At 55.7% G+C, this 23,774-nt stretch carries 22 protein-coding genes; 10 read left to right on the top strand and 12 right to left on the bottom strand.

What is annotated here, in order from left to right:
• Nucleotides 1–256 precede the first annotated feature (256 nt).
• On the bottom strand, nt 257–823 hold the full coding sequence (locus tag PN477_RS02280; protein WP_272146945.1) for an RpnC/YadD family protein: 567 nt from the start codon (nt 821–823) through the stop codon (nt 257–259).
• Nucleotides 824–986: 163 nt separating this feature from the next.
• Between PN477_RS02280 and PN477_RS02275 the strand changes: the two genes are divergently transcribed.
• Nucleotides 987–2,087: a glycosyltransferase family 4 protein gene (locus tag PN477_RS02275; RefSeq protein WP_272146943.1), complete on the top strand. Its 1,101-nt coding sequence runs from the start codon at nt 987–989 to the stop codon at nt 2,085–2,087.
• Nucleotides 2,088–2,090: 3 nt separating this feature from the next.
• On the opposite strand, the gene PN477_RS02270 is transcribed toward PN477_RS02275, so the two are convergent.
• The 4 genes from PN477_RS02270 to PN477_RS02255 form a co-directional block, all read right to left on the bottom strand.
• Nucleotides 2,091–2,729, bottom strand: a complete 639-nt coding sequence (locus PN477_RS02270) for a hypothetical protein (protein ID WP_272146941.1) — start codon at nt 2,727–2,729, stop codon at nt 2,091–2,093.
• Nucleotides 2,730–2,912: 183 nt separating this feature from the next.
• Nucleotides 2,913–3,755: an MOSC domain-containing protein gene (locus tag PN477_RS02265; protein ID WP_272146947.1), complete on the bottom strand. Its 843-nt coding sequence runs from the start codon at nt 3,753–3,755 to the stop codon at nt 2,913–2,915.
• Nucleotides 3,756–3,801: 46 nt separating this feature from the next.
• Entirely contained in the window at nt 3,802–4,362 is a 561-nt protein-coding gene (locus PN477_RS02260) for a glutathione S-transferase family protein (protein ID WP_272119303.1), read from the bottom strand.
• A 59-nt stretch (nt 4,363–4,421) separates the two neighbouring features.
• A complete protein-coding gene (locus tag PN477_RS02255) occupies nt 4,422–4,883 on the bottom strand; it encodes a hypothetical protein (protein WP_272119301.1) in 462 nt (153 codons plus the stop codon).
• A gap of 263 nt (nt 4,884–5,146) precedes the next feature.
• Between PN477_RS02255 and PN477_RS02250 the strand changes: the two genes are divergently transcribed.
• Both PN477_RS02250 and ppk1 read left to right on the top strand, forming a co-directional pair.
• Nucleotides 5,147–5,791: a tetratricopeptide repeat protein gene (locus tag PN477_RS02250; RefSeq protein ID WP_272119299.1), complete on the top strand. Its 645-nt coding sequence runs from the start codon at nt 5,147–5,149 to the stop codon at nt 5,789–5,791.
• A gap of 424 nt (nt 5,792–6,215) precedes the next feature.
• On the top strand, nt 6,216–8,381 hold the full coding sequence (gene ppk1, locus PN477_RS02245; RefSeq protein ID WP_272119297.1) for a polyphosphate kinase 1: 2,166 nt from the start codon (nt 6,216–6,218) through the stop codon (nt 8,379–8,381).
• Between the two features lie 251 nt (nt 8,382–8,632).
• Here the strand turns inward: ppk1 and PN477_RS02240 are convergent, their stop codons facing one another.
• The 4 genes from PN477_RS02240 to PN477_RS02225 form a co-directional block, all read right to left on the bottom strand.
• The gene (locus PN477_RS02240) at nt 8,633–9,181 is read right to left on the bottom strand and encodes a peroxiredoxin (RefSeq protein ID WP_272119294.1); all 549 of its coding nucleotides are present in this window, start codon (nt 9,179–9,181) and stop codon (nt 8,633–8,635) included.
• Nucleotides 9,182–9,243: 62 nt separating this feature from the next.
• Nucleotides 9,244–10,254, bottom strand: a complete 1,011-nt coding sequence (locus tag PN477_RS02235) for a sirohydrochlorin chelatase (RefSeq protein ID WP_272119292.1) — start codon at nt 10,252–10,254, stop codon at nt 9,244–9,246.
• Between the two features lie 98 nt (nt 10,255–10,352).
• Entirely contained in the window at nt 10,353–11,420 is a 1,068-nt protein-coding gene (locus tag PN477_RS02230) for an Rpn family recombination-promoting nuclease/putative transposase (protein WP_272119290.1), read from the bottom strand.
• A 5-nt stretch (nt 11,421–11,425) separates the two neighbouring features.
• Nucleotides 11,426–12,601 carry a substrate-binding domain-containing protein gene (locus tag PN477_RS02225; RefSeq protein ID WP_272119288.1) on the bottom strand — a complete coding sequence of 392 codons (1,176 nt, stop codon included), beginning with the start codon at nt 12,599–12,601 and terminating at the stop codon, nt 11,426–11,428.
• A gap of 241 nt (nt 12,602–12,842) precedes the next feature.
• Here PN477_RS02225 and PN477_RS02220 point away from each other — a divergent pair, with 241 nt between their 5' ends.
• Both PN477_RS02220 and PN477_RS02215 read left to right on the top strand, forming a co-directional pair.
• On the top strand, nt 12,843–13,367 hold the full coding sequence (locus PN477_RS02220; protein ID WP_272119286.1) for a DUF4330 domain-containing protein: 525 nt from the start codon (nt 12,843–12,845) through the stop codon (nt 13,365–13,367).
• 455 nt (nt 13,368–13,822) lie between these two features.
• The gene (locus PN477_RS02215) at nt 13,823–14,218 is read left to right on the top strand and encodes a response regulator (RefSeq protein ID WP_072623054.1); all 396 of its coding nucleotides are present in this window, start codon (nt 13,823–13,825) and stop codon (nt 14,216–14,218) included.
• Between the two features lie 49 nt (nt 14,219–14,267).
• Here PN477_RS02215 and PN477_RS02210 read toward each other — a convergent pair whose 3' ends face one another.
• Nucleotides 14,268–18,044, bottom strand: a complete 3,777-nt coding sequence (locus tag PN477_RS02210; protein WP_272119284.1) for a hypothetical protein — start codon at nt 18,042–18,044, stop codon at nt 14,268–14,270.
• A gap of 167 nt (nt 18,045–18,211) precedes the next feature.
• Here PN477_RS02210 and PN477_RS02205 point away from each other — a divergent pair, with 167 nt between their 5' ends.
• On the top strand, nt 18,212–18,388 hold the full coding sequence (locus tag PN477_RS02205; protein WP_272146939.1) for a hypothetical protein: 177 nt from the start codon (nt 18,212–18,214) through the stop codon (nt 18,386–18,388).
• A gap of 198 nt (nt 18,389–18,586) precedes the next feature.
• On the opposite strand, the gene PN477_RS02200 is transcribed toward PN477_RS02205, so the two are convergent.
• The gene (locus PN477_RS02200) at nt 18,587–19,468 is read right to left on the bottom strand and encodes a hypothetical protein (RefSeq protein ID WP_417158733.1); all 882 of its coding nucleotides are present in this window, start codon (nt 19,466–19,468) and stop codon (nt 18,587–18,589) included.
• Between the two features lie 406 nt (nt 19,469–19,874).
• Between PN477_RS02200 and pds the strand changes: the two genes are divergently transcribed.
• The 4 genes from pds (at nt 19,875) to PN477_RS02180 (ending at nt 23,171) form a co-directional block, all read left to right on the top strand.
• Complete coding sequence (gene pds / locus PN477_RS02195; RefSeq protein WP_272119772.1) at nt 19,875–21,284, top strand: 15-cis-phytoene desaturase; 1,410 nt, start codon at nt 19,875–19,877, stop codon at nt 21,282–21,284.
• 88 nt (nt 21,285–21,372) lie between these two features.
• Nucleotides 21,373–22,305, top strand: a complete 933-nt coding sequence (gene crtB, locus PN477_RS02190) for a 15-cis-phytoene synthase CrtB (protein WP_272119771.1) — start codon at nt 21,373–21,375, stop codon at nt 22,303–22,305.
• Between the two features lie 45 nt (nt 22,306–22,350).
• A complete protein-coding gene (locus tag PN477_RS02185; protein WP_272119770.1) occupies nt 22,351–22,800 on the top strand; it encodes a DUF6978 family protein in 450 nt (149 codons plus the stop codon).
• Complete coding sequence (locus PN477_RS02180; RefSeq protein WP_272119769.1) at nt 22,797–23,171, top strand: DUF1828 domain-containing protein; 375 nt, start codon at nt 22,797–22,799, stop codon at nt 23,169–23,171. The genes PN477_RS02185 and PN477_RS02180 overlap by 4 nt, the downstream gene beginning before the upstream one ends.
• 41 nt (nt 23,172–23,212) lie before the next feature.
• On the opposite strand, the gene PN477_RS02175 is transcribed toward PN477_RS02180, so the two are convergent.
• Entirely contained in the window at nt 23,213–23,608 is a 396-nt protein-coding gene (locus PN477_RS02175; protein ID WP_272119768.1) for a hypothetical protein, read from the bottom strand.
• Nucleotides 23,609–23,774 lie beyond the last annotated feature (166 nt).

Below are 23,774 nucleotides of genomic sequence, written 5' to 3'. Positions count from 1 at the left end.
TCTGTTTAACGTCCACTGAATGTCCCGCAGCAGACAACAAAAACTTAGTTATGTTTCGATTTCTCCTTCATAAACTATGCCGCCCCTGTGATCAGGTATTTCTTTTTGGTCGGACATTTTATCTGGCGAGAACCACCAATATTGCCCCTCTAGGCACACTTGGGTGCGTCGGCCTTGCGATTTTAACACAAAACTGAATTCAGTCGTCTCCCGTTGGTCGGTTTATTGGTTGGCAAAAATTCATCTCACCGCTAACCTAACGGTGTAGCGGGAGTCCTCTTTTTGCATTGAAGATAGGAATTCCCGCACCTTGCAAAAACGGCACGACTTTCCGCAGGAGTCTGACATAACCCTCCTGACGACCCTCCGGACGACCCTCCTGACGACCCTCTTCAAGAATGGCTTGATAAAATGTCGATTCCCGCATGGCTCGGCTCCTCATAACCTGTTGAATCACATCTGCTTCTAATTTTAGACCTGCAAAGATGGCGGTTGCCGCCTCCAAATTCCCCCGCATTCCCCCATCCGGCACAATTTCCTCGATCCGGTTCTGAATCTCTTGGAGTGTTGCTACCGCATCCACGTCCCCCGCTTGGGACAGAATCGCCAACGGCAACAAACCCGGCAGATCCCAAAACAGCGATCGCGGCTGTTCCCACAATCGCACCACCTCAAAACGATGGGTCATGCCTTGGGATTGGAATTGAGTTTGGTGTACCAGGGGGGATGGGCTGGAACGCAGATAAATCACCACTTGGCGCACTTGTTTTTCGGGGAATTTCTTCTGGATACGCAGAAAATAATCCGCCATCCGACGGGGCATGGTGGGGTCTGGTTGGGTGCTGGGAACCCTTCAATCCAGGCTTGGGCAATCGATCAGACTGTTGACAACGCCCACGGTTAAACCCGGTGCTCGGCGTTTTGGTCAGAGATTGTGGCACAGTAATCAGGGTTGAGATTCAGAGAAAGCGATGCGGATTTTGTTGATGAGTAATTGCCCTTTGCTGGAGTCTCAGGGATCGGGGTATGTGATTGTCAACTTCATGCGGGGGTTGCAAGGGTTGGGGCATGAGGTGGATGCGTTTGAGCCGCGCGAGTTTGAATGGTGGCAGCGGTGGGGCGGACGGGCGAAGCATTATCGGGTGGCGTTGGGAATGGCGGTGTGGACGTTGCGGCAATTGGGGCGGCGGCGGTACGACATGGTTGAGTTTTATGGGGCGGAAGCGTGGTTAGCGGTGCTGTTGGTGCGCTGGTGGTGGCGCGATCGCATTCTCCTCGTCAGCCATTCCAACGGCATTGAACCCCAGTTTTATGAGGTGATGCAGGCCCATCAAACTCTGTTGCAAACACCGCGCCGCTGGTATCAACTCAACCAAAACGGCTGGTTTCGCTACGCCTTCAGCGCCGTTCACGGAGTCGTCACCCAATCCGACTACGATCGCACCTATGCAATCCAACACCGCTATCAAGACCCCGACCATGTGCGCACGATTTCCTCCGGCCTCCTGCCCCACTACCTCGGCCGTGCTGTGAATTACGATCGCGACCCCGTGATCGGCTTCTGTGGGTCGTGGATTCCTCGCAAGGGTATCACCACCATCGGGCGGGATGTGGGACAGATCCTGCTGGATTTTCCGGGGGTGCGGTTACAGTTGATCGGCGTGGGGAGAGAGGTTGACCTTGCCGCGTATTTTCCAGCGGCGACCCTTGGGCAAATTGAGGTGATTCCCTTCGTGCTCGATAAAGCAAAATTGGCGGACTATTACCACGGCATTTCGATTTTAATCATGCCGTCCATTTATGAAAGTTTCGGCCTCGTGGCGGCGGAGGCCATGGCCTGCGGCTGTACGGTGGTGGCGACGGCGGTGGGGATTATTGCCCAATGTGATCAAGATATGGTGTGGCTGTTGCCCTCGCCGGGGTCGCCCCATCTCTATCGGGCTTTGGCCGCGCTGCTCCATGATGATCCCCTGCGGCGGCGGCTGGCCCAGCGGGGTTATCGTGTGGTGCAGGGCTTGGCTTGGGAGACAGCGATCGCCACCCTTGACCAGACCTATCACCACTGGCACTCAGAACTGCAACCCTAAACCCTACAGATACCACCGCTGCGAGATGTAGTCATACCGCCACCCGGTGCGCATTTCGATAAATTCCGCCTCGGTGATCTCCAGATAGTCCGCCATCGGACGAATCAGATCGGGGTTGAGGAAGGTTTGCTCGTAGAGTTCGGCGAGGGTTAAGCCGCCCGATTCTTGGGGTTGAGAGGGTTCTGGGGGCATATCGGGCGGGGGAGGGGGGGGAAAGTCTAATACCGTGGCAGCAATTGATCGGGGGGCGGTGGGGGTGAGGGGCGGGGAGGGTTCCGGGTCAGGATGGATCATTGTTTGGAATAGCGCTTCGAGGTTCGCGATGCGATCGCCGAGATATTCTAATTCGCTGAGGATGGCGTGGCTATCCGTGGCGGGCACAGGGGGCAATTGAGCGGCAAAGGTATCGAGTTGGGTTTGGAGGGCGGTGGTAATCTGCGCGAGGAGTGCATCAGTATTGAGGGCTAGATCTGAAGCGGGTGGCACAGCCTCGTGCTCTGATGCTGGGGTTGTCACGTGCTGTTCAATCATCTCCCGCAGAATGGCGGCATTGCTGCGGCCAGTCTGTTGGACATAGTCTTGAAATTGTTCAGCAAGCTCGATGTCTACATCACAACTAATTTTTCTTTTGCGGGCAGCCATGTTTTTTCACCACTCACAACACCCTAAGCTTATCAGGGAGAGGCAAAACGCCTCTGCTTGTTTTGAGCAAAATGAAGGAGTATGACAAGGGTGAGCGCGATTAACGTGAGTCTTGGTTAAGGCGATTGTGTGGACAGTTTCACGAAAGAATCAAGCTTACAGCTTATCCAGATCTCACGCCGCTTAAAGCCGAGGCCGGGGGCCGGTGGTGAGAATTTCGAGGCGATCGCCCCGTTGCAGATATCCCAGGGTTTGGGGGACAAGGTTTTCGCCAAAAAGGAGTTTGCTCTGCTGGCGGCGGAAGGTGGCGAGGGTTTTGAGGGGTTCTTGGTGGGGATTGCGATCGCCGCTGGTTTGATCCGTGGTGGTAATGATGCAGCGATCGCAGGGCTTGACCGAATCAAACCGCACCGCACCGATTTGCAGCGATCGCCAATCATCCTCAGCAAAGGCGCGATCGGGGTCGAGGTCAATCACCACATTGGGGCGAAACTGACCCATGGGAACCGGAGCCGCCGCCGGATCAGCAGCTTGAATGCGGCGATTTAACTCCCCTAAGGAGGCCGTCGTCGTCAGTAACAGCGGATAGCCATCGGCAAAACTCACCGTTGCCCCCGGTGCATAGTCCGGATTGGTGGGGCGGGGGTAGGTCGGCAATTGGCGCACCAATCGGCAGGGGGTATCGATTAATGCCGTCAACCAAGCCGCGATCGCATCCCCTTGATCTAACGCCATCGTCCGAGTTTTCCACACCTGCACCGCCCGCTCGGTTCCCGTCCCAAAACGCGGCACAGCGATCGGGTCAAGCACCCCACGACCATCCGACAGCACCAACTGTTCAGCATCCAACGCCACTCCAATCTGCGCCATCTGGGGATGGGTGCGCTGACTGAGAAATTGACCCTGAACATCCACGATCATCCAATGGCGATCCTGAGACAGTCCCGTCGGTGTCACCTCGATTTGCTCCACCGCTATCCCCCGACAGGATTTCACCGGATAAATCCATAGCTCACTCACTTGCATCGGCTCTCCCTGGTTTCTCATGCCTCGATCCATCGTGCCCGTTGCCCTAATCCTTCTGTTTCAAGATCGCGGATCGAAAGGCCGGTCGCTCCCCCAATCGCGCTAAATAGGCCTGAATTTGAGGATAGGGGCCATAGTCCACCTGAAACATGATCGGCAAAAAGGCCAGAATTGACCCCACCGCCACATCCACCACCGACAGACTCTCCCCCATGAAGTAGGGGCGCGGTGTGAGCCGGTCTTCTAGGGGGCTGAGGAGGCGCGGCAGTTGTTCGGCGCGGGTGGCTTCGTTGAGGATGCCGGTGCTCAGGGTGGTGTTGCCATAGAAGACCCATTGCAGGATTTCGGCGCGGGCTTCGGGGCTGTTGGGAAGATGGCGATGTTTTTCGGCGAGGTAGAGCAAGATCGCGCCGGATTCCCACAGGATAAAGTCACCATCGGCGATCGCTGGCACTTTGCCCACGGGGTTAATCGCCAAGAATTCCGGCTGACGGTGTTCCCCCGCCGCTAGATCCACCGTCACGAACTCGTAAGGAATCGCAAATTCATCTAAATACCATTGAATGATCGACGCTCGGCTTCGCTCGCTACCGTAAAGTTTCAACATGACATTCGCAAAAGATTAGAACCTAAACAACTCTGCCCTGGGCGCATGGTGCTCGCAGTCTACAGCACTTGGTGGGTGTAGCTATGCTGTTTGACGTTGTCTTCCGTGCTCACGACATTTTCAGTATTTAACACCCGTTTGCGTTCGGTGGAGTAGTTAAAATCATCCTTTTTCTCTCCCACGGGCAAGAGTGCTTGCGCCGCCTGCGATCGCTTATAGGTACGGGACGCGGCCACTGCACGGGTGGCAAATTCATCACAAAACTGCGCCTCACCCGGAAATTCCGGCGGCATCCGGAGGCTATCCCCTTCAAAAAATTCGGCGAGGGTTTTACCGTAGGCCACTTGATAGGAGGTGGGAATCCCTTTGTAGAGGGCTTCGAGGGCGGCTGAGGGAATGGGTTCAACCACATGAATTTCGCGCACTTCCCCTTCATCGCGGATAAAACAGGTGGCTAGCCCAAAGACGCAATAATCGCTGTCGCTCACATCAGGGGCATTGGGAAATAAAGAGGTCGTCATAAAATTAATCTGTAATTTGGCGTTTAAGGTTCACGAATTCCTATCTAATGGATCGTACCAAGTCTCGCTCGGCTGCACTCAATTCCTAAACATCACTCAACAGTGCAGTGGTTTGCGAAATCGGTGGACGAGGCGATGTAGGTAAGTCTAAGTGAGTTTGGTGGGCTTGAGGGCAGACAGTCTGAAAGAGTGACACACCCGATACCCCAGCCATCCTCTCAACAGCCTAGGCTAAAATCATCGTTCCGTGGAGGTAGGTCGTTATGGGTTGGCAATCGCGAGAAAGTCAAGGGATGCCGGCGGGTTGGGCAGAAACGTCTGAGCGTGAATATCGTGATTTAGTGCTGAGGGCGGTGAATGGTGGTGATTATCAAGAAGCGATCGCATTACTCGATCACTTGATCAACCACTACGCCGAAAATGCGATCGACTATAACAATCGGGGCTTGATGTATTTTCGGCTGGGACGCTACACCGAAGCCCAGTCCGACTATTGCCGCGCCCTTGACCTCAATCCGCGTCTTGACAGTGCCTACAATAACCGGGCCAACTGCGCCGTGGCTCAGGGTCAACTGGCCGATGCGATCGCTGACTATCAAATCGCCCTCGACTTTAACCCCGGTAATCTCCACGCCTGGATCAACCAAGGCATCACCTACCGCGACATGGGCCTCTATGACCTCGCCCTCGAAAACTTTGACCTCGTGCTGATTCTGGGCAAACGCCTCAAAGGCCGAGTCTATGGCGAACGTGGCCGCACCTACCATCTGCGGGGGGACTGGAATTCTGCGATCGCTGACTACCAACGCGCCCTCGACCACCTCACCAACACCTTCTCCTCCCGTCGCTACGGCAAACAAGTCGAACAGTGGCGCAGCGAACTCCTCAACCCCACCCTCACCGCCTAACCCACTCCTGAACGATCACCCCAAAAATCCCCCACGACCCTAGTGCAGCGTCAATGCCAAGAATCAGGATGTTTGTAGGGTGCTGTTAGCGAAGCGTAACGCACCGTCACGTTGAGCGTTGGACATTCAAGACAATCCGAATCGTAAGTCTTGACGCTGTACTAGTCGGGGATTTCAATCCCCGCCTCAGAGTGAAAACCCGTTCACACGGGTTCTGGAGTGGGCATCAGCCCACTTGCGCGATGAGCCAAGAACTTCAGTTCTGGGCGGAGCGGGGTTCGACAAACTCATCTCCCCATGTATTAGGCGGTAGCTTAGGGAAGAGGGAATGGGGGGCGATCGCTCGTCTTAACAGGATAATAATCTGCCAGAGTCGCCACTCAAGTTAGGATCAAAGAACAATCTTGTCGTTCGCCCAGCGGTCATGGCTAAAACCTCCTCCCGTCAATCCCCCAGCACCATCGACTTCACCGACCCACAATACTACTTCAACCGTGAACTCAGTTGGCTGGAATTTAACGCCCGCGTCCTAGCCGAAGGCCTTGACGATCGCACCCTCCTCCTCGATCGCCTCAAATTCCTCGCCATCTTCAGTTCCAACTTGGATGAATTCTTCATGGTGCGCGTCGCCGGACTCAAGCAACAAGTCGCCGCCGACGTTCACAAACTCACCCCCGACGGCCACAGCCCCAGCGACCAACTCGAATCCATCACCCAACGATTGCGCCCCCTCCTCCAGCAACAAGACCAAGTCTTTGAGCACAACCTCCGCACCCAACTCGCCAGCGAAGGAGTCTACCTCGTCAACCATGTAGACCTCAACCAAGAACAACGCCAATACCTCCACGACTACTTCGACGAACATATTTCCCCCGTCCTCACCCCCCTCGCCGTCGATCCGAGCCACCCCTTCCCCTACATTTCCAACCTCAGCCTTAACCTCGCCGTCCTCGTCAAAGACCCCGACACCAACGAAGAACTCTTCGCTCGGATCAAAGTCCCCCGCGTCCTCTCCCGCTTCATCAAACTGCCCAAGCACCTCCGCCAAGCCGGTGAAGTCCCCGCCGTTTGGACGGGCATCCCCATCGAACAGGTGATCGCCCATAACCTCGACACCCTCTTCCCCGGTATGCACGTCCAAGAATGCTACCCCTTCCGGATTACCCGCAATGCCGACCTCTCTGTCGAAGAAGACGAAGCCGACGATTTACTCCTCGCCATTGAACAAGAACTGCGTAAGCGTCGCTTTGGTGGGTCTGCCGTGCGCATGGAAATCCAAGCCTCCATGCCCGACAGCGTTTGCACCACCCTGATGCGAGCCTTAGAACTCGATACCGATGATGTATTTGCCTTTGAAAGTTTGCTCGGCTTGAATGACTTGATGTCCCTCGCCTCGCTGCCCTTGCCCCACCTCAAAGAACCCGGCTGGACTCCCATCGTCCCCCTCCGGATTCAGCGGATGCTCGAAGCCGCCGAAGCCAAACACAAACTCGATCGCGACGATGGCGAGAATATTTTCGACCTGATCACCCATGGGGATTTACTCGTTCATCATCCTTACCATTCTTTTCGCGCCACCGTCCAAGAATTCATCACCCAAGCCGCCGAAGATCCCCAAGTCCTCGCGATTAAGATGACGCTGTATCGCACCTCTGGGGATTCTCCGATTGTGAATGCCCTCATTTCCGCCGCCGAAAACGGTAAACAGGTGGTGGCCTTGGTGGAACTGAAGGCCCGGTTTGATGAGGAAAATAATATTCAATGGGCAAAACAACTAGAGCGGGCTGGGGTTCACGTTGTCTATGGTCTAGTGGGCTTGAAAACCCATACGAAAATCACCCTCGTTGTGCGCCAAGAGGAAGAACATATTCGCCGCTATGTCCACATCGGCACGGGGAACTACAACCCGAAAACGGCGCGACTCTATACCGATTTGGGGCTGCTGAGTCGGCGGGATGATTTGGGGGCGGATTTGACGGATTTGTTTAACTATTTGACGGGCTATTCGCGGCAAAAGTCCTATCGGCGGTTGTTGGTGTCGCCGGTGAATTTGCGCGATCGCATGACTGCCCTGATTGACCGCGAAATCAGCCACAGCCAAGCCGGTGCATCGGGCCGCATCGTCGCCAAAATGAACTCCCTCGTTGATCCCAAAATCATCGCCAAACTCTACGAAGCCTCCCAAGCCGGTGTCCAGATTGACCTGATCGTCCGGGGGATTTGTTGCCTCCGTCCCGGCCTCCCCGGTGTTAGCGACACGATCAACGTGATTAGCATCGTCGGCAACCTCCTCGAACATTCCCGAATTTTTTACTTCCACAATCAAGGCGCAGAAGAAATCTACATCGGGTCTGCCGATTGGATGCGCCGCAACCTCGATCGCCGCGTCGAAGCCGTCACCCCCATTGATGACCCCCACCTCCGCGCAGACCTCCAGGAAATCCTCGGCATCATGCTCGCCGATAACCGCCAAGCCTGGGAACTGCAGCCCGATGGCTCCTATGTGCAACGCCATCCCCCCGCCCCCGACCAAAGCCGCAGTTCCCAAAAACTACTCATGGAAATGACCCTCCATCAAGGTGGTTTTTAGACAGACCCAAGACAAACCCTTTGCCCGTTCCACATCTGCCCCATTGCTCAACGTGACAATCCCCGCGCCTTATGGAGGTTAACGATTTAATCCGGTCATTGAAAAAGGCTCTAAACCTCTAGCGGGCAAGATGCTCGCATTACGGAATGACCGGATTATTTCCTTAAGTTTCATGGGGCGCGGGGATTGTCAATGACTCCAGGGGAAAAAGTCAAGGGGGTGATGTTTGCCCTGGAAGGTTTGGGGTTTGCTTAGGCTTGCAGTTCATCGAGGCGGGCGAGGACTTCGGCGCTGTGAACGGCAGGACGGACACCGAGATAGGTTTCCCGGAGGATGCCGTCAGGATCGATGAGGTAGGTATGGCGGAGGGAGACGAAGCCGAGCCAAGACCCGTAGGCTTTGCTGACGCTGCCGCCTTGATCCGCGAGGAGGGGGAATTTTAAGCCTTCGCTGTCGCAGAATTCTTGGTGTGATTCTAGGTCATCGGCACTCACGCCCAGAATTTGAGTGTTGCGATCGCTGTATTGGGGTAAATCCTGCTGAAAGCGTTTGGCTTCGAGGGTGCAGCCAGCGGTGAAGTCTTTGGGATAGAAGTACAGAACCACCCATTGACCGCGATAGTCAGAGAGGCTGATTTCACCATCGCCGGTATTGGTGGGCAGGGCGAAATTGGGGGCGGGTTGGCCGATGGGGGGCTGTTTACCGCCGAGGGCGTGGGCGGTGGGCGCGAGGCCGCAACAGCCGATGATCCCCAGGCAGAACAGGAGGAATCCGGTAATCAGGTGACGGCGGGTGATCATAGTCGGGTGATTGGGGGGTGAGGGTATGCCGTTGGCATTGTACCGAATTCCTCAGGGTGGGGTTAGGGCACTTGCCAGATGCGATCGTGGTAGGCCTGGGGTTCGGCGTAGGGATCGGGGGCACTGTGGTTGTGATCGTGGCCATGGGCGTGATCGTGGTGATGTCCGTGATCGTGGCCGTGGTGATGGCCGGGTTCTGCGCCGTTGAGGGCGGCGAGACGAAACTTGCACATTTCGCAGTTCATGTTGACTTGGCCGGTTTGGGTTTCGATTTCGCGATCGCGCAACACCCGCAACAGTTGAGGATGAATCCCCATTTCCGGCAACGAGGTCACCTCAATCGCTGGGAATTGGGCCTGCTGTTCATCCGCAATCCGGAAAATCTTCTGCATCAACACCCCGGTAAACATGAAATAGGGCAAAACAATAATCCGCTTCGGGTTGTAATACCGAGCGCGGGCAAACCCTTCTTCTAGGCGGGGATGGGTAATCCCAATGAAGCAGACTTCAACGGTCTGGTAGCCGCTACCTTCCCACACCATCCGCGCCAATTTACACACATCCCCATTGGCATCAGGATCACTCGAACCCCGCCCCACGAACAGAAGCACCGTTTCTTCGCGGGGGATTTGGTGGGGATTATGCTCAGGGGTATCGAGTTGGTCGAGGCGATCGCGCCACAGGTCGAGAATCGGCGGCGTAATCCCAAAATGACGACCATAATTAAACGTCACCTGCGGATAGAGTCCACGGGCGCGATCGAGTTCATTCGTCACATCAAACTTATTATGGCGGGCTGCAAACAGCAAAATCGGCAGGGCGGATAACTCCGTAAACCCCTCCGCTACGCAGCGTTCCACCCCTTCGAGGATCGTCGGGGTCGTCAATTCCAGAAAGCACGGAATCACCGGACGTACCGGATCAAGGGCTTCGTAGGCCTTGGCAAAATCAATAAAGGTCTGACGGCCAGCCGGATCTTTCGTGCCGTGGCCAATCAGGAGCAGAGGACGATGAATCGGCAACGGCGGTAAGGTCAGCGCCTCCCCCAGGGTATCCACAACAGACTCAGGCATTAACTTTGGTAATCGGTAATATGTGCCTTGATATCATAGCGACTCCCCCCAGGGGAGCGATATACGGGAGCAGGGGATGGGGGTTTTAGCTGTAGGGTTTAGCCGTTGGCATCTAACCATTCGCGCAATTCAAGATCCGTGATGAAATCCCAAGCCGCTTCGGCCAGGGCTTCTAACTGGTCACTAGACAGGGCTTTGATCCGTTTTTGTACCTCCGGCTCTAGCTTGCCGAAACGACGGGTTAAAAGACGCATCACAATCCCCTGTTGACCCAGTTGCACCCCTTCCTGGCGACCCAACTGCATCCCTTGGTTTTTCCCTTGGCGCACCCCTTCTTTGTAGCCTTCTTCGCGACCCTGTTGAATCCCTTCTTGTACCCCTTCGGTGCGGCCCTGTTGCACCCCTTCGCGAATCCCTTGGACTTTCCCCATTTCTACCCCTTCTTTGAGGCCTTCTTCCCGACCGAAGGAGAGCGATCGCCGCTGATCCGCAATGAAAAAGAGTTGCTGTTGATACACATCAAACTCTTCGCGATTGAGTTGATCTTCCCGTGCTAATTCAAAGGCTTGGCGAATTTCCGGCACTTGGCGCAAGGGGTCGGGCGGGGTGTCGAGTTTTTCGGCATTTTTAAGGAAATAAATCCAAAAATCCGCCAAGGTTTCCAACTGATGCAATTCCTTTTGAAACTTGGGCAATTCCACAAAGACTAAGCCCAATTCATTATTAGGATAGTCAAACCCTTTTTCCACCTCTTGGAGGGCAAACCGTGACAACACATCCGAGGTCTGATCAAACATCGTGAAATCCGCCACGGTGAGGGAAAGCAGCGGATTTACATCCCGTTGCACTTCTTCACGGCTCACTTGAAACCCATAACTTTTCGCCGCATTGTAGAGCACACGCTTACCCAAGGTGGGGAGGTTCAGCACCTGTAATTCAACCACACAGGTGTTATTGCCGTTGAGTTGGGCGCGGGTGGTGAGGGGCGAATGCTGTACGCCGGGTAACTGAACGGTGAGATAGGGATCGCGGAGGGTGGTGGCTTCAATGACGGGCTGACTGTCGTACAGCAGGGCATTGAGAAAGCTGACGAGAAGGTCGGCGCTCTGAGCAGAACCGAAGATGCGCTTAAAGGCAAATTCTGTGCGGGGATCGATGAAGGCCATGGGTTTCAGGTGCTAGATGGGCGGGGGGAACGCAGCTTTCGCCACAATGTATCATATTGCAACTGTGTGGAAATCGGGAGAGGTTCGAGGAATTCGCTCCGGTTGAAAAGCTCGGCATTGGGGATGAATGGATTGACGCTTTGGAGGTCTTTGGGCCATTGGTCAAGGGGGAGGGTGGCGAGGATCGGTGAGAGTCCGTCGGTGAAGAGGGAAATGTTTTGGGCCGATCGCATCTGCCAACAGAAATCTAGCCAGCGTTGGGCGAGTTCGGTGCGGGGTGCGGTGGCGGGCTGAACCCAGAGATCACTCCAGAGGGCCGTGCCTGTGGTGGGGATGACGGCGCGAAGTTGGGGGTAGTTGGTGAGGGCGGGGATGATGTCGGTGGACCAACCCACGGCGAGCCAGGTTTCTTTGATGGCGAGGGGGTGGAGGTATTTGCTGTTACTGTAGTAGCGGATTTGGGGGGCGAGGCTGTTGAGTTCGGCTTCGAGGCTGGGGAGGAGGGGGTTGAGGTTCCAGGTGTTGTAGGAGGCTCCGAGTTTTTTGAGGGTGAGGCCGATGATTTCGCGGGGTTGGTCGATGACGGAGATGCGATCGCGCAATTCTGGCCGCCACAGATCCGCCCAATCCGTGGGGGGAGTGAGGCCCTGTTGCTTAAAAATGTCCTCGTGATAGACGATCATCGTTGTGCCCCACCGGTAGGGCGCACCCCACAGCGGCGCGGCGGAATCTTGACTGACAAAGCCGTCGCGATCGCGCCGTACCAAGGCCTGCCAGCGGGGGGGGACTTGGGACCAACGGGTCACAGTGGCCAGATCCAAGGGTTGAATCAATCCGGCGCGGATCGCCGTGGCGAGCCAGGCATCCCCTAAGGTGACGAGGGCGGCGATCGCTGGCGTGCCTCGATTCACAAACGGCAACCAATCCCAGCGATCGGACACCGGTTCCGGTTCCGCCTGCCACCGTTGCAATAGAGCCAGCAGATCGGCGAGGGTGGCCTCCGGTTGGATCGCGATCGCCTCTTGGGCGATCGCTTGGCGAAACTCGCGGATCACCTGGGGCGGAATCGATTGATTCAGCACCCGAATCTGCAACGCCCCCGGCCCGGCCTGACATCCATTCAACAACGGAGCCAACGCCACAGCACCACTCCCCCATAGAAATGATCGACGACTTACCATACCCGTACTTCTTCTCTCCCGTGATTCAGCAGCAATTCTCCTGAAGTTGATCCCCCCCAGTCTTCCGCCACCGAGGGCGCGATTCCCGCCCGCCCCCATCGGTAACCGCCAGACTGCGATCCGACCCAGATCAACCCTACACCATCCACCCTTCTCCCCGGTGTCCTTTCTTCCGACTCCCCTAAACCAGTACAATCAAATCGCACTCAAAATTCTGCACGCTCAAGAGTAGGTAACGGCAATGTTGGATTCTAAAGGACGCTTATTTGGCAAACTCAATATTTTAGATCTCGGTGCAGCCTTGATTATGGTGTTGGTGGTCGTTGGTATTTTCTTTTTCCCTGGAACCACTGGATCAATGGCCCAAATCAATACCGAAACCATTGAGTTTGATGTCTTAGTGCGTGGCTTAAGTATTCGCAACCCCCAAGCCTTAATTGAACAGTTAGCCGAGAATCCCCGCACGAGTATCATTGTCCGCAATCAGCCCAGCGATGCGATCGCGATCGAAGGGGTCGAACTCCTCGAACGCCAAGTCCTCGTCCCTCAACCGGACGGCAGCGTCAAATCCATGCCCGAACCCCGCACCGTCGAGAGCTTCAGCACCGATTTTCTGATCACGCTCCAAGCGGATGCCCAAATCACCGCTGGTGTACCCGTGGTCAACCAAAGTCAAATTAAGATCGGGACTCCCATTGAACTCGATGGCACAACCTATAACTTCAAAGGCAGCATTATTGAAGTCCGTAATGTTGCAGAGAATTAAGAGATCGCCCCCTCGCCCTCGATTTCTTCCCGGCGATCGCTTCACCCGATCGCCCTCCACAGGGTTAAAAATTATTTAAGCTTTGCGAGATTAATCGGGATCAAAATCAGCGGGTAAATTTGTTACGAAGGTGAAGCGTAAAGCCCCCGTTTTCTAAACGGGGGCTACAAGCGAAGGGCTGAATAAATTCAGCCGTGATGAGGGTCATTGATGTTTGATCCCAGAATCCCCCGTTTTCTAAACGGGGGAGTAAGTCAAATGGGTTTATAATGCGGGGGTCAGAGTTAAAGTATTGTTTTGAATTACCCCTAAAGTTTGTCAACATCTGCAACTGTCGGAAACAATGGAAGTGGAGCCTAGATTCAGCACTGCGATCGCGCAAGCTGGTCTAATACTGTTCCTGCCCTCAAGCCTAATCCCTTGAGACTCATTTGCAAGGCGGAGAAACCTTTTTTATGTCTGCACCATCCCTCCATGCCCCCACAATTCTAGCCGTTGACGACAGCCCGATCATGCGCAAAATGATCCACCAAGCTCTCGAAGCGGACTATAACGTTTTGTTGGCTGATAATGCTGTAGATGCGCTGTCTTCAATTTATCATCAGCACATTGACCTCCTGCTCCTAGATGTCACCATGCCAGGGGTTGACGGCCTAGAACTCTGCCGCACGGTGCGGAGTTTGCCCCAATTCAAGTCGCTCCCCATCATCATGCTGACGGCCCGTGACGGTGCTTTTGATAAAGTCCAAGGCCGCCTCGCCGGAGCCACGGAGTATTTAACGAAACCCTTTAACGGCGACAATCTGCGGACGACGGTGAATAACTTTATCCATGCCTCCCAAAAAAAGTAACCCCCCCCGCGACTAGCGGGGAGAAAACTGCTGTAGTTAGATTGGTGTATTAAGATGATTCCTCTGGGGGGCGAGCAACGGGGCGTTGGCGACCGAAGCCCCGCAGGAGTTCGTTCACCTTCATCGTGACCCCAAAATACAGCCCTTGATCGGAACGGTAGCCGCTGAAGTCGCGATCGCGCACCGACCCAAAACTATAGCCAATCCCAAACCGCAAATCCGGCGAGAGATAGTAGCCCAACTCCACCGCTGCCCCCAATTCCGTATAGCCCGCATCCGGCTGACCAATCACCCGCCCCTCTAGCACCGCATCATAGTGATACCCCAGGCGGCGCGTCACCCGCATCTGCCCTAAATGGATCGCGCTGCTGTTGCTGAAATTTTGGGCGAGATCCGTCTGACTGTGGCGCAGGGCATATTTACCGTAAATTTCCCACCGCCAATCCGGAGCGTAGATTGCTTCCATGGCGAGGGTATGATCGCGGCTTTGGGTTCCTGTGCCAAACAGCAGGGTTTCCGGGATGCTCGACGGGTTGCGACGATATTCATAACTAAACAGGGCATTGAAGCGATCGCTCTCCGGCGGTCGATAGGCCAAGCCCAATTTCAAACTCACCGTATCCGGCAACGCTTCGAGCAACCCGTTCGCGGCACTGGCCCGTTCAAACCGAAACAGCGTCGTTAAGGCTGGGGTAATTTTTCCCGTCGCCGCTGCCCCCAGCACCAGATTTTCCCCGGCGGAACTGACCCGCCGCTCCACCCGCGCCGAAGCTCGGAAATTCGCATTCGCCGTATATTCCAGGGCCGCATTGTAGGATTCTCCCCCAAAAAATCCCAGGGAAGCCGCCGTTTGGCCCGTCGCCACAGCCTGCGCGGTACGTCGTCCCGCTGCCGTTGTCCCGAATAAATCATTTAAAACCCGTTCGTAGCCCAAATTCAGCCGCAACCCCGGCTCAATCACCCATTGATGGCGCAGCCCCACCGCCCCTTGTCCCATCCAGCCATTAATCCCGCCGATGACGGAATAGCGGCTGGTGATGTCGGTATTGCCCCACAGTTTGCGCGTTGCTACCGTATCGATCCGCGTGATCGAGTTATCCCCCAGTAAGCCCCCATTCATGAACTGATGGGCCAGGCGTAGATCAATCCCTGGCGCAACGGCCCAATTAAGCCCGACGGTGGTGCGGTTGGGGTAGATCGGGTCGGCGGTTCCCATGGCCAGTTCATGTTTGGCGCGGAAGGTGAGGGTGTTGGTGAGGGGGGCGATTAGGTTGGCGATGAATTGGGAGGCGTTGCTGTTGAGGTCGGGGTTGAGGCTGTCGGTGCGGCGACGGTTGACGAGTTCGTAGGAGGTGTTGACTGTGCCGATTTTTTTGCTGAGGCCGACGCGGAAGGTGCGGGTTTCGTTGTCGAGGGGGGTGTTACCGATGGGTTGGACGGTGGTGATGGTGTTGCTGTCGAAGAGGTCGAGGTTGTCTGCGATCGCCAATGATGTACCAAAGTTGGCTTCGTAGTCGTAACTGACCGTTGCGCCGGTGGTGTCGTCGAGGCGAGCGGTGAGGCCAAGGCCGTAGCGGGTTTGGCCCGGTTGAAAGGAGGTGGTGGCTTCGTTGGCAAAGCCGCGCTCGACGGAATGGTAATGGGCGTTGACGGTGAGGGGGTCGTTAATTTTTTTGCTGAGTTTGAGGCGGTAGGCGGCTCCGGTGACTTGGCTCGTGCCGATGGTGACATCACTGTAGGCGTATTCCGCGATCAGGCTGCCATCTTTGCCGAGGGGAAGATTCAGATCCGCGCCGTAGAGTTCAAATTCGCGATCGCCCATATCCTCTTGCCAATAACTCGTCGCCAGCCAACTGGGGCGGCTATAGTCGCGGGAAAAATTGTACTGGGCACGACCGGCAAAAATATTCGTGTTTTCGTCTTCCGTGCCTTCGTATTGGTAGGTGACAACGATTTGCTGCAATAGATCATCGCCAAATAGGTCACTATTGAGGCGTTCGATGGGACGACGAAAGAGGATCGTGCCGCGATCGTAGTCGATTTCATAATCGGGCCCGCGCTGCATCGCTTGGCGTTCTTGCACTAAGCCCGGTTGTTCGAGAGAAGCCTGTTCAATAAAAATATTCTCACTGCCGGGGATCACAAGGCGGTGGGAGAGGAAATAGTAGCCGCTCGTGCCGTCGGGTGCGATCGTGTCGCGCTGAAACCCGTTGACATTGCCACTATAAAAGCCAGAAATTTGCACCTGGCCAAAGTTGTAATTTCCCTTAAAGCCGTTGAGTTGGCGGGTGTTGGCGGTGAAGGTTTGGGAGTTGCGGGCGAATTCTGATGTGCTGTAATCGCCCCACATCAGATAATCCGGTTCGGCTCCGGGGATGTCGGGGGTGCGCTCAAGGCGCAGATAGTAGTTGTCCATGGAGGGGGTGAGGTAGTCCACGGTGGAACTGTCGCCATAGACGGGATAATCCTGCTCGCAATGTTGCGGCCCACGGAAGAGGCGGGAAATGCCGTCACAGGTTTCGTTCAGGGGGCGATCGCTATTCATCGCGCCGGTAAACAACCAATCCCCACTGCGCCCGATCGCAAACACCGACGCATCCACATCCACCGTCACATCTTCTAGATAATCCGGGTGGAGGAAGTCCCGCCGACTGCCCCAAAAATTCGTTGCCCTGGGCCCCACGCGAAAACTCACCACCCCCGACACCAACGAGGGTCGTAGATTTGTGGTGAATTGGGCTTGGGTATAGGCCTCAAGGACTGGGGGTTCCGATTCCGGCACGAGGGGTAATTCGGCCGAGGTGCGATCTCGCTCCGTTTCGCCTCCCAACTGCTCGACGAGATCCAACACCGCCGCCCGGATTTGCACCCGTTGCGTCTCCAAGGTCGAACGCAGCAACGCCTTAAAATTGCCATCCACGGCTTCCACTTGAAACCCCGGCGCATCCTCATCAAAATCACCGCCCACAAATTCCCCGGCACTCGTCGTCAAGGTCACCGTAAGCGACTCGGTGAAGCGTTCCCCGGTTGCCGTGGTGATCGTCCCTTCGAGGGGCAGCGTAGACCGACCATCGGCGGGAATAATCGGATTGCCCACGGCAAAAATGGCCAATTGCAACCCCTGGAACAGATCCCCCACCGGATCGGAATTCGCGTCAGGATTCAGCGGCGACGGATTGACCGGGATCGGATCACCGGTATCGAGGTCATCCAGGGGGCTTGTATCGGTTGCGTCAGGATCAGGGTTGGGGATCGTGATCTCAAATTCGCGATCTACCTCTGCCGGATTGGGGGTGATTTGCTTGGTTTTGGCTTTGGTGGTCCAAAAACTGAAGGTTTCCGCAGCGATTAAGCCGGAGGCGATCGCACTCACTCCCGCATCAATCCGTTGCTCTCCCGCTTCAGGATCAAATTCAGGCGCGGCGTTCTCCGTGGGGGGAGCCGTTGGAGTGGGGGTTGATGCCGCCCTAGCCCAGGGAAACTGTAAGGGGATCAGTTCCTCCTCTGGCAGGATTGTCAGGGTCGGCGTTGGTTCTGACGGGGTTGCGATCGAGGAGCGATCCAAACGCGATCGCGAAGCCGTGGCACTCGGAGCAATTGACTCCGACGCTGGGGCAACTTCTGACGCAACGGGAGCGTTGAGCAAGGGCCCCAGTTCAGCCCGCAAGGCTTCGAGTTCTCGCCGTTCGCTAGGACTCAGATCCGCAGGCATTGCCGTGAGGCGATCGCCCCAAAAACTCACCTCCATCCAGGCCGGAACCGGAGGCTGAGGGGTGGAGGATGGGAGCGCGGCGGCTCTGGGTTGTGCGTCCAATGGTGCAGCCATTGGGGGCGTATCTGATCCAGAGGGCGGGGGCAGCGTTGCCGCGTCTGGCGAAAAACTCGCGGCCGGTTCCGGATCGGTCGCAGCCGCGTTGAAGGAAGGGGTGATCGGCTGAGGATCAGGGGCCTGCTGGGCCGCTGCCTCTGTCGCAGTCGCATCGCTTGGGGTCGGTGCGGCAACTGCTTCGGATGCGCGATCGCGCCCCGATCTGTCTTCCCCTGCCGCCGTTTCTGTTGATGCGGGCGGCGGATTTGTCACGTTTGCCGCTGGTGCTGGTGCAGGCGGTGGTGGTGGTGGTGGCGGAGTGGCTACAACGGGTTTCGGTGCAGGCGATGGCGGTGGAGTGACAGCCACAGGTGGTGGCGGCGGCGGTGCTTGCAGCTCAGGCGCAGGCGGGGGCGTGGAAATTGTTTTCTCAGTGGATTTTTCCGCCGCCGGGGGATGATCTTGGGCCTGGGCAGGCGCGATCACACCCCCCAGAATCACCACGGGCAGCGTGTAAGTAAGGCAAAAGAGCGAGAGATTAATCGACGGATTTGTTGACTTCATGACCCTTCGGATTCTGCAAGAGGTGTCACACCAAAATTCATCCGTGCCAACCCACCCGGTTCAAGACGCACGAGCCGCGCTAAACTATTGCGCTCAATAAAATACCGATTCGGAGCGATCGTATAGCCCGGCACACTGGTTACATCCAGAGTTCCCATGCGATCGCCCGCCAACACATTTGCCATCGAAAACAGGCCATCGGGGTCAGTGGTAATCCGATTGCCGTTGTCCAGAAAAATCACCGCATTGGGAATTCCCGGTTCTCCCGGTTGCTGTTCCCCATCAAAATTGAGGTCTTCAAACACCCGCCCGATCAACGTGCCACAGTCCGACAAAATCCCCGGTCGAATCGCCATCACATAGCTCGCCACATTACTCCGCGCTTCTTGGGCCACATTGCGCCCCGTCCCCCGGATGGAATCGGGGGTTAACACCGCCGCGTAGATGATGGTCAGGGTTTCGCCTGCTTTGAGTTCGGGATAACGGATCGTCACTTCGCGCTGATTGGTCGTGATCGTGGGGGTAACGGCTTGATTTTGACCGTCACGGGTGAGAACCGTTTGCACCGATGCCGGGAGAAAATTAATCCCCAAGGGCAGTTGATCGGTTAAGACAATTTGATCCGCCGTCGATGAGCCAGTATTGCGCAACACCAAGCGATACACGGCAGTATCACCGGGTTCAGCGGCAGCCCGATCGGCGGTTTTAATCAGTTCGAGTTTGGCGGGTTCAGCGGTGAAGGTGGTGGAGTTGGAGGTGATGACACTGGGCAGATTATCCCCATCGGCGGTGGCGGTGTTCTGAATTTCCGCCGCCTGACTCCATCGCCCACGATTGCCCAGACCACTGAGGGCAGCGATCGCCCCCCAGCACCCCATGGTTAGGATTGCGATCGCCACATTGCGTCGCCTCGCCCAAAATCGTCCACCGTCGCGAATCATACTCTGCTAGTTATCGTTTATTCCATGCAATGCGACCCTGAGCCAAACGGGTAGATTCTCTTCCTTCCCACCCTGGCTGACCCTCTCGAATGTTTCAAATCCCTGAATCATGAGGAATAGCAAGCACGCTAGACCAAGACTGCCTGACTGTTAAAGACTGTGTAGATGCGAGCGACTGGACAGATATTCGCTTGCTAGAGATTATAGCCGACCGACTTCCCAGACCCTAAAATTTGGGTTTCGGCCGCAATCGTCGCTGAAAACGCGATAATGTAACGAATCGCAACGTATAATAACCAAAGAGCTAAATTGTAAACAAATCTTAAGGATTGAGAGTTTTTCAATGCAAGTTGCGATCGCCGGAGCCGGATTAGCAGGGTTAGCCTGCGCCAAGTATCTGGTCGATGCGGGTCATACCCCCATCGTCTTGGAACGCCGTGATGTTTTAGGGGGACTCGTCGCCGCCTGGCAAGACGAAGACGGGGACTGGTATGAAACCGGCCTCCATGTGTTTTTTGGAGCCTATCCCAACATGCTGCAACTCTTCGCCGAACTCGGCATCGAAGACCGCTTGCAATGGAAAGAGCACACCCTCATTTTTAACCAACCCGAAAAACCCGGCACTTACTCCCGGTTTGACGTACCCGATCTCCCCGCCCCGGTGAATGTCATTCTTTCCATCCTCCGCAACAATGACATGCTCACCTGGGAGCAAAAACTCCGCTTCGCGTGGGGGCTGTGGCCTGCGATCGTGCGGGGGCAGCAATATGTGGAAAACATGGACGAGTACAGCCTCCTCGAATGGCTCGAACGCCAAGGGGTGGATGAGAAAGTCAATAGCGATATTTTTATCGCCGCCTCCAAAGCCCTCACCTTCATCAACCCCAACGAAGTCTCCGCCACTGTCCCCCTTACCGCCCTGAATCGCTTTTTACAAGAACGCTACGGCTCCAAAGTCGCCTTCCTCGATGGTTCCCCCACTGAACGCCTCTGTCAGCCGATGGTGGACTACATCACCGCCCGGGGCGGCGAAGTTCACCTCAACACGTCCCTCAAGGAAATCACCCTCAACCCCGACAACACCGTGCAAAGCTTCGTGATGCGGGGCCACAACGGCGCACCGGATCAGGTGATTACCGCTGATGCCTACGTGTCGGCGCTCTCGGTTGATCCGCTGAAAACCCTGATTCCGCAACCCTGGCGCGACATTGACTATTTCCAAAAACTGGCCAACCTCGAAGGCGTGCCGGTGATCAACATTCACCTCTGGTTCGATCGCAAACTCACCGACATTGACCAACTGCTCTTTTCCCGTTCTGACCTCCTCAGCGTCTACGCGGACATGAGCAACACCTGTCGGGGCTACGAGAGCGATCGCTCCATGCTCGAATTCGTCCTCGCCCCGGCTGCCCAGTGGATCAGTAAATCCGACGAGGAAATCCTCACCGCCACCCTCGTTGAACTGAAAAAGCTTTTCCCCCATCACTTTGAGGGAGATAACCCCGCCCAACTGCTCAAATCCAAAGTCGTTAAAACCCCCCGCTCTGTGTACAAAGCGGTTCCCGGCTGTCAAGCCTACCGACCCGACCAGAGCAGCCCCATCGCCAACTTCTACCTCGCCGGAAGCTATACCATGCAAGAGTTTCTCGGCAGTATGGAAGGCGCGGTATTGTCCGGTAAACGGGCCGCCCAAGCCATTCAGCGCGATGCGTCCTCGTTCACACCAACCCCCCCTGCCCTAGTAACCTCTTAAATTAGGCTACTCAAGACACCAGTCCAATGGGACAATGCTAACCTAATGGCTTATTCTTGCCCTCCCATCGCGTTTCAGCCCGGATTGAATGCTGCAACTGCCTAAACCTCACCACCACCCCCCCAAAACCCTCGTCTCTGCCGCAGAGTCGTATGAGTACTGTCGGCAAATTACCGCCCACTACTCCAAAACGTTCTATATGGGAACGTTGTTGATGCCCCCAGAGAAGCGCCAAGCGATCTGGGCAATTTATGAATGGTGTCGCCGCACGGATGAACTCGTGGACGGCCCCAAAGCCTACACCACCACCCCCGAAACTCTGGATGCGTGGGAAAACCACCTCGAAGCGGTGTTTGCGGGTCATCCCCAAGATGATGCGGATGTAGCCCTAGTCGATACCCTCGAACGGTTCCCGATTCCCATTGATCCCTTCCGAGACATGATCGCCGGTCAACGGATGGATCTTTACCGCAGTCGCTACGACACCTTTGAAGAACTGAAGCTCTACTGTTATCGCGTGGCGGGGACAGTGGGGTTGATGACCAGTCCGGTGTTGGGGTTTGCGGAGCCGCCGTCGGCGAGTCCGTGGCAGTTGGCAAACCATGCCCAGACTTTGGAAGCAGCGGTGGATCTGGGGATTGCCAATCAACTGACGAATATTTTGCGCGATGTGGGTGAGGATACCGGACGGGGCCGGATCTATCTACCCTTGGCGGATTTGCATCGTTTTGACTACACGGAAAAGGATCTGTTTAACAGTGTGGTGGATGAGCGGTGGCGATCGCTGATGAAGTTTGAAATCCGCCGCGCCCGTGAATTTTATCGCTGTGCCGAAGATGGCATTCGGGATTTAAACCCCGATGCCCGGTGGCCGGTATGGTCGGCGTTGATGCTCTACCAAGGCATTCTCAATGTCATTGAGCAGAACGATTACGACGTGTTTAACAAGCGGGCCTTTGTTCCCAAACGGCGCAAGTTGCTTTATTTACCCGTGGCTTGGCTCCGCGCTCAGGTATTGTAATTGGCTGAGATTCGTCCATCTCACGTTTAACAGGAAAGAGCGATTATGCTCACCCAAGCCGAATTTGAAACCCTGATCAACGATCCCGCAAAAGTGATCGATGGCGATATCACTTGGACACAAGAGCGATCGCCCCGGTCAGGTTTCCGCGTCGAAATCCTTAGCCCCGCTGGTTATCCTCTGTTCCTCAAAGGCAGCTACAACCCGATCATTGTTGCCCTCTCCTACCACATCATTCATCGCACCGTAGGGCGCATTTACGGCCTCGACTTGGGCAAAGACCATCGTAACCCTAATGGGCAGCGAGTCGGTGAGAAGCACAAACACCGCTGGCGTGAATCTCTCCGGGATAAAGAGGCCTACATTCCCCCGGACATCACGGCCCCTGCCACCGAGCCGGTGCGGGTTTGGGAACAATTCTGCCAAGAGGCGAAAATTCACCATAATGGAAGCATGGACACCCCCCCACCAACCCAGCTTGACCTGTTCCTATGAACACCACTACACCCTGCCAAACTATTGCAGACACCATCGGTCAACTCTACACCTGTTCTGAGGTGAATGGTTTTGTGCGGATTCGGACACCTTACCTCTATCATGACGGGGATGTGATTGACCTATTTCTCAAACTAGAAACCCAAACCCTCACAGATTTGGGTGAAACCCTGCGATGGTTGGATCTGCAAACCGTGAGCCAACACCTCTCAAAAAAACAAGAATTCTGCTTACAGGACATCGAAATCACCTACGGCATCGAACAATACCATGGGATGCTCATGGTCAGAGTGCAGGATGATTTGTCAGATGCGATTGTTCGCTTAGCCCAAGGAGCGATCGCAGTCTCTAACCTATGCTTTCTAACCTGATCGAACAACTGACAACAGGAGCGATCGCGCTGTCTGACGGCTCAACGGGTCACCTTCTCGCTGTTGCGGCTTTGGGACGCGATCGCCTCCCACTGTTGGAGCCATTGCTGTAGTTCCCCTTTGCTGAGGCGGGATTTCGTTTGTAGATGGAGGACGCGGTTGAGGTCACGGAGCGATCGCCCCCGTTCCACCCAAGCCGCTCGGAGATCATCGGGGGCGAGTAACGTACTCCCTAAGCCAAGCTGATGTTGTAATTGGCGTTGTTTTTCCGCACTGAGGAGTTGCAGGACAAAATGGTGTTGTTCCGCTTTGGCTAAGACCGAGGCCAGCGCGTTGATATAGGCTTGGCTGTTGTTTTCCACGGGCGCGGTGAGGGGTTGCACGCCCCCAAAGCGACGGTTGAGGGCGATCAGAGTGACGATCGCACCTTGGAGCACCAGCGGCGCGAGGGCCGTTTGAGCGAGTTGACATACTCCCCCACTAAACCCTACGGGCTATAGTGGGAGATTCTGAACAGCCAGTTACCTGACCATTTATCCACTCAAACAACGAGAGTTGCAGAGGGTTGCTAGGCTCAACGACTAACGCCATTGATTTATCCTG

Origin of the sequence: Spirulina subsalsa CS-330 (assembly GCF_028330765.1) — a bacterium.
Classification (GTDB): domain Bacteria; phylum Cyanobacteriota; class Cyanobacteriia; order Cyanobacteriales; family Spirulinaceae; genus Spirulina; species Spirulina subsalsa_A.
This window is presented reverse-complemented; position numbering and strand designations above follow the sequence as displayed.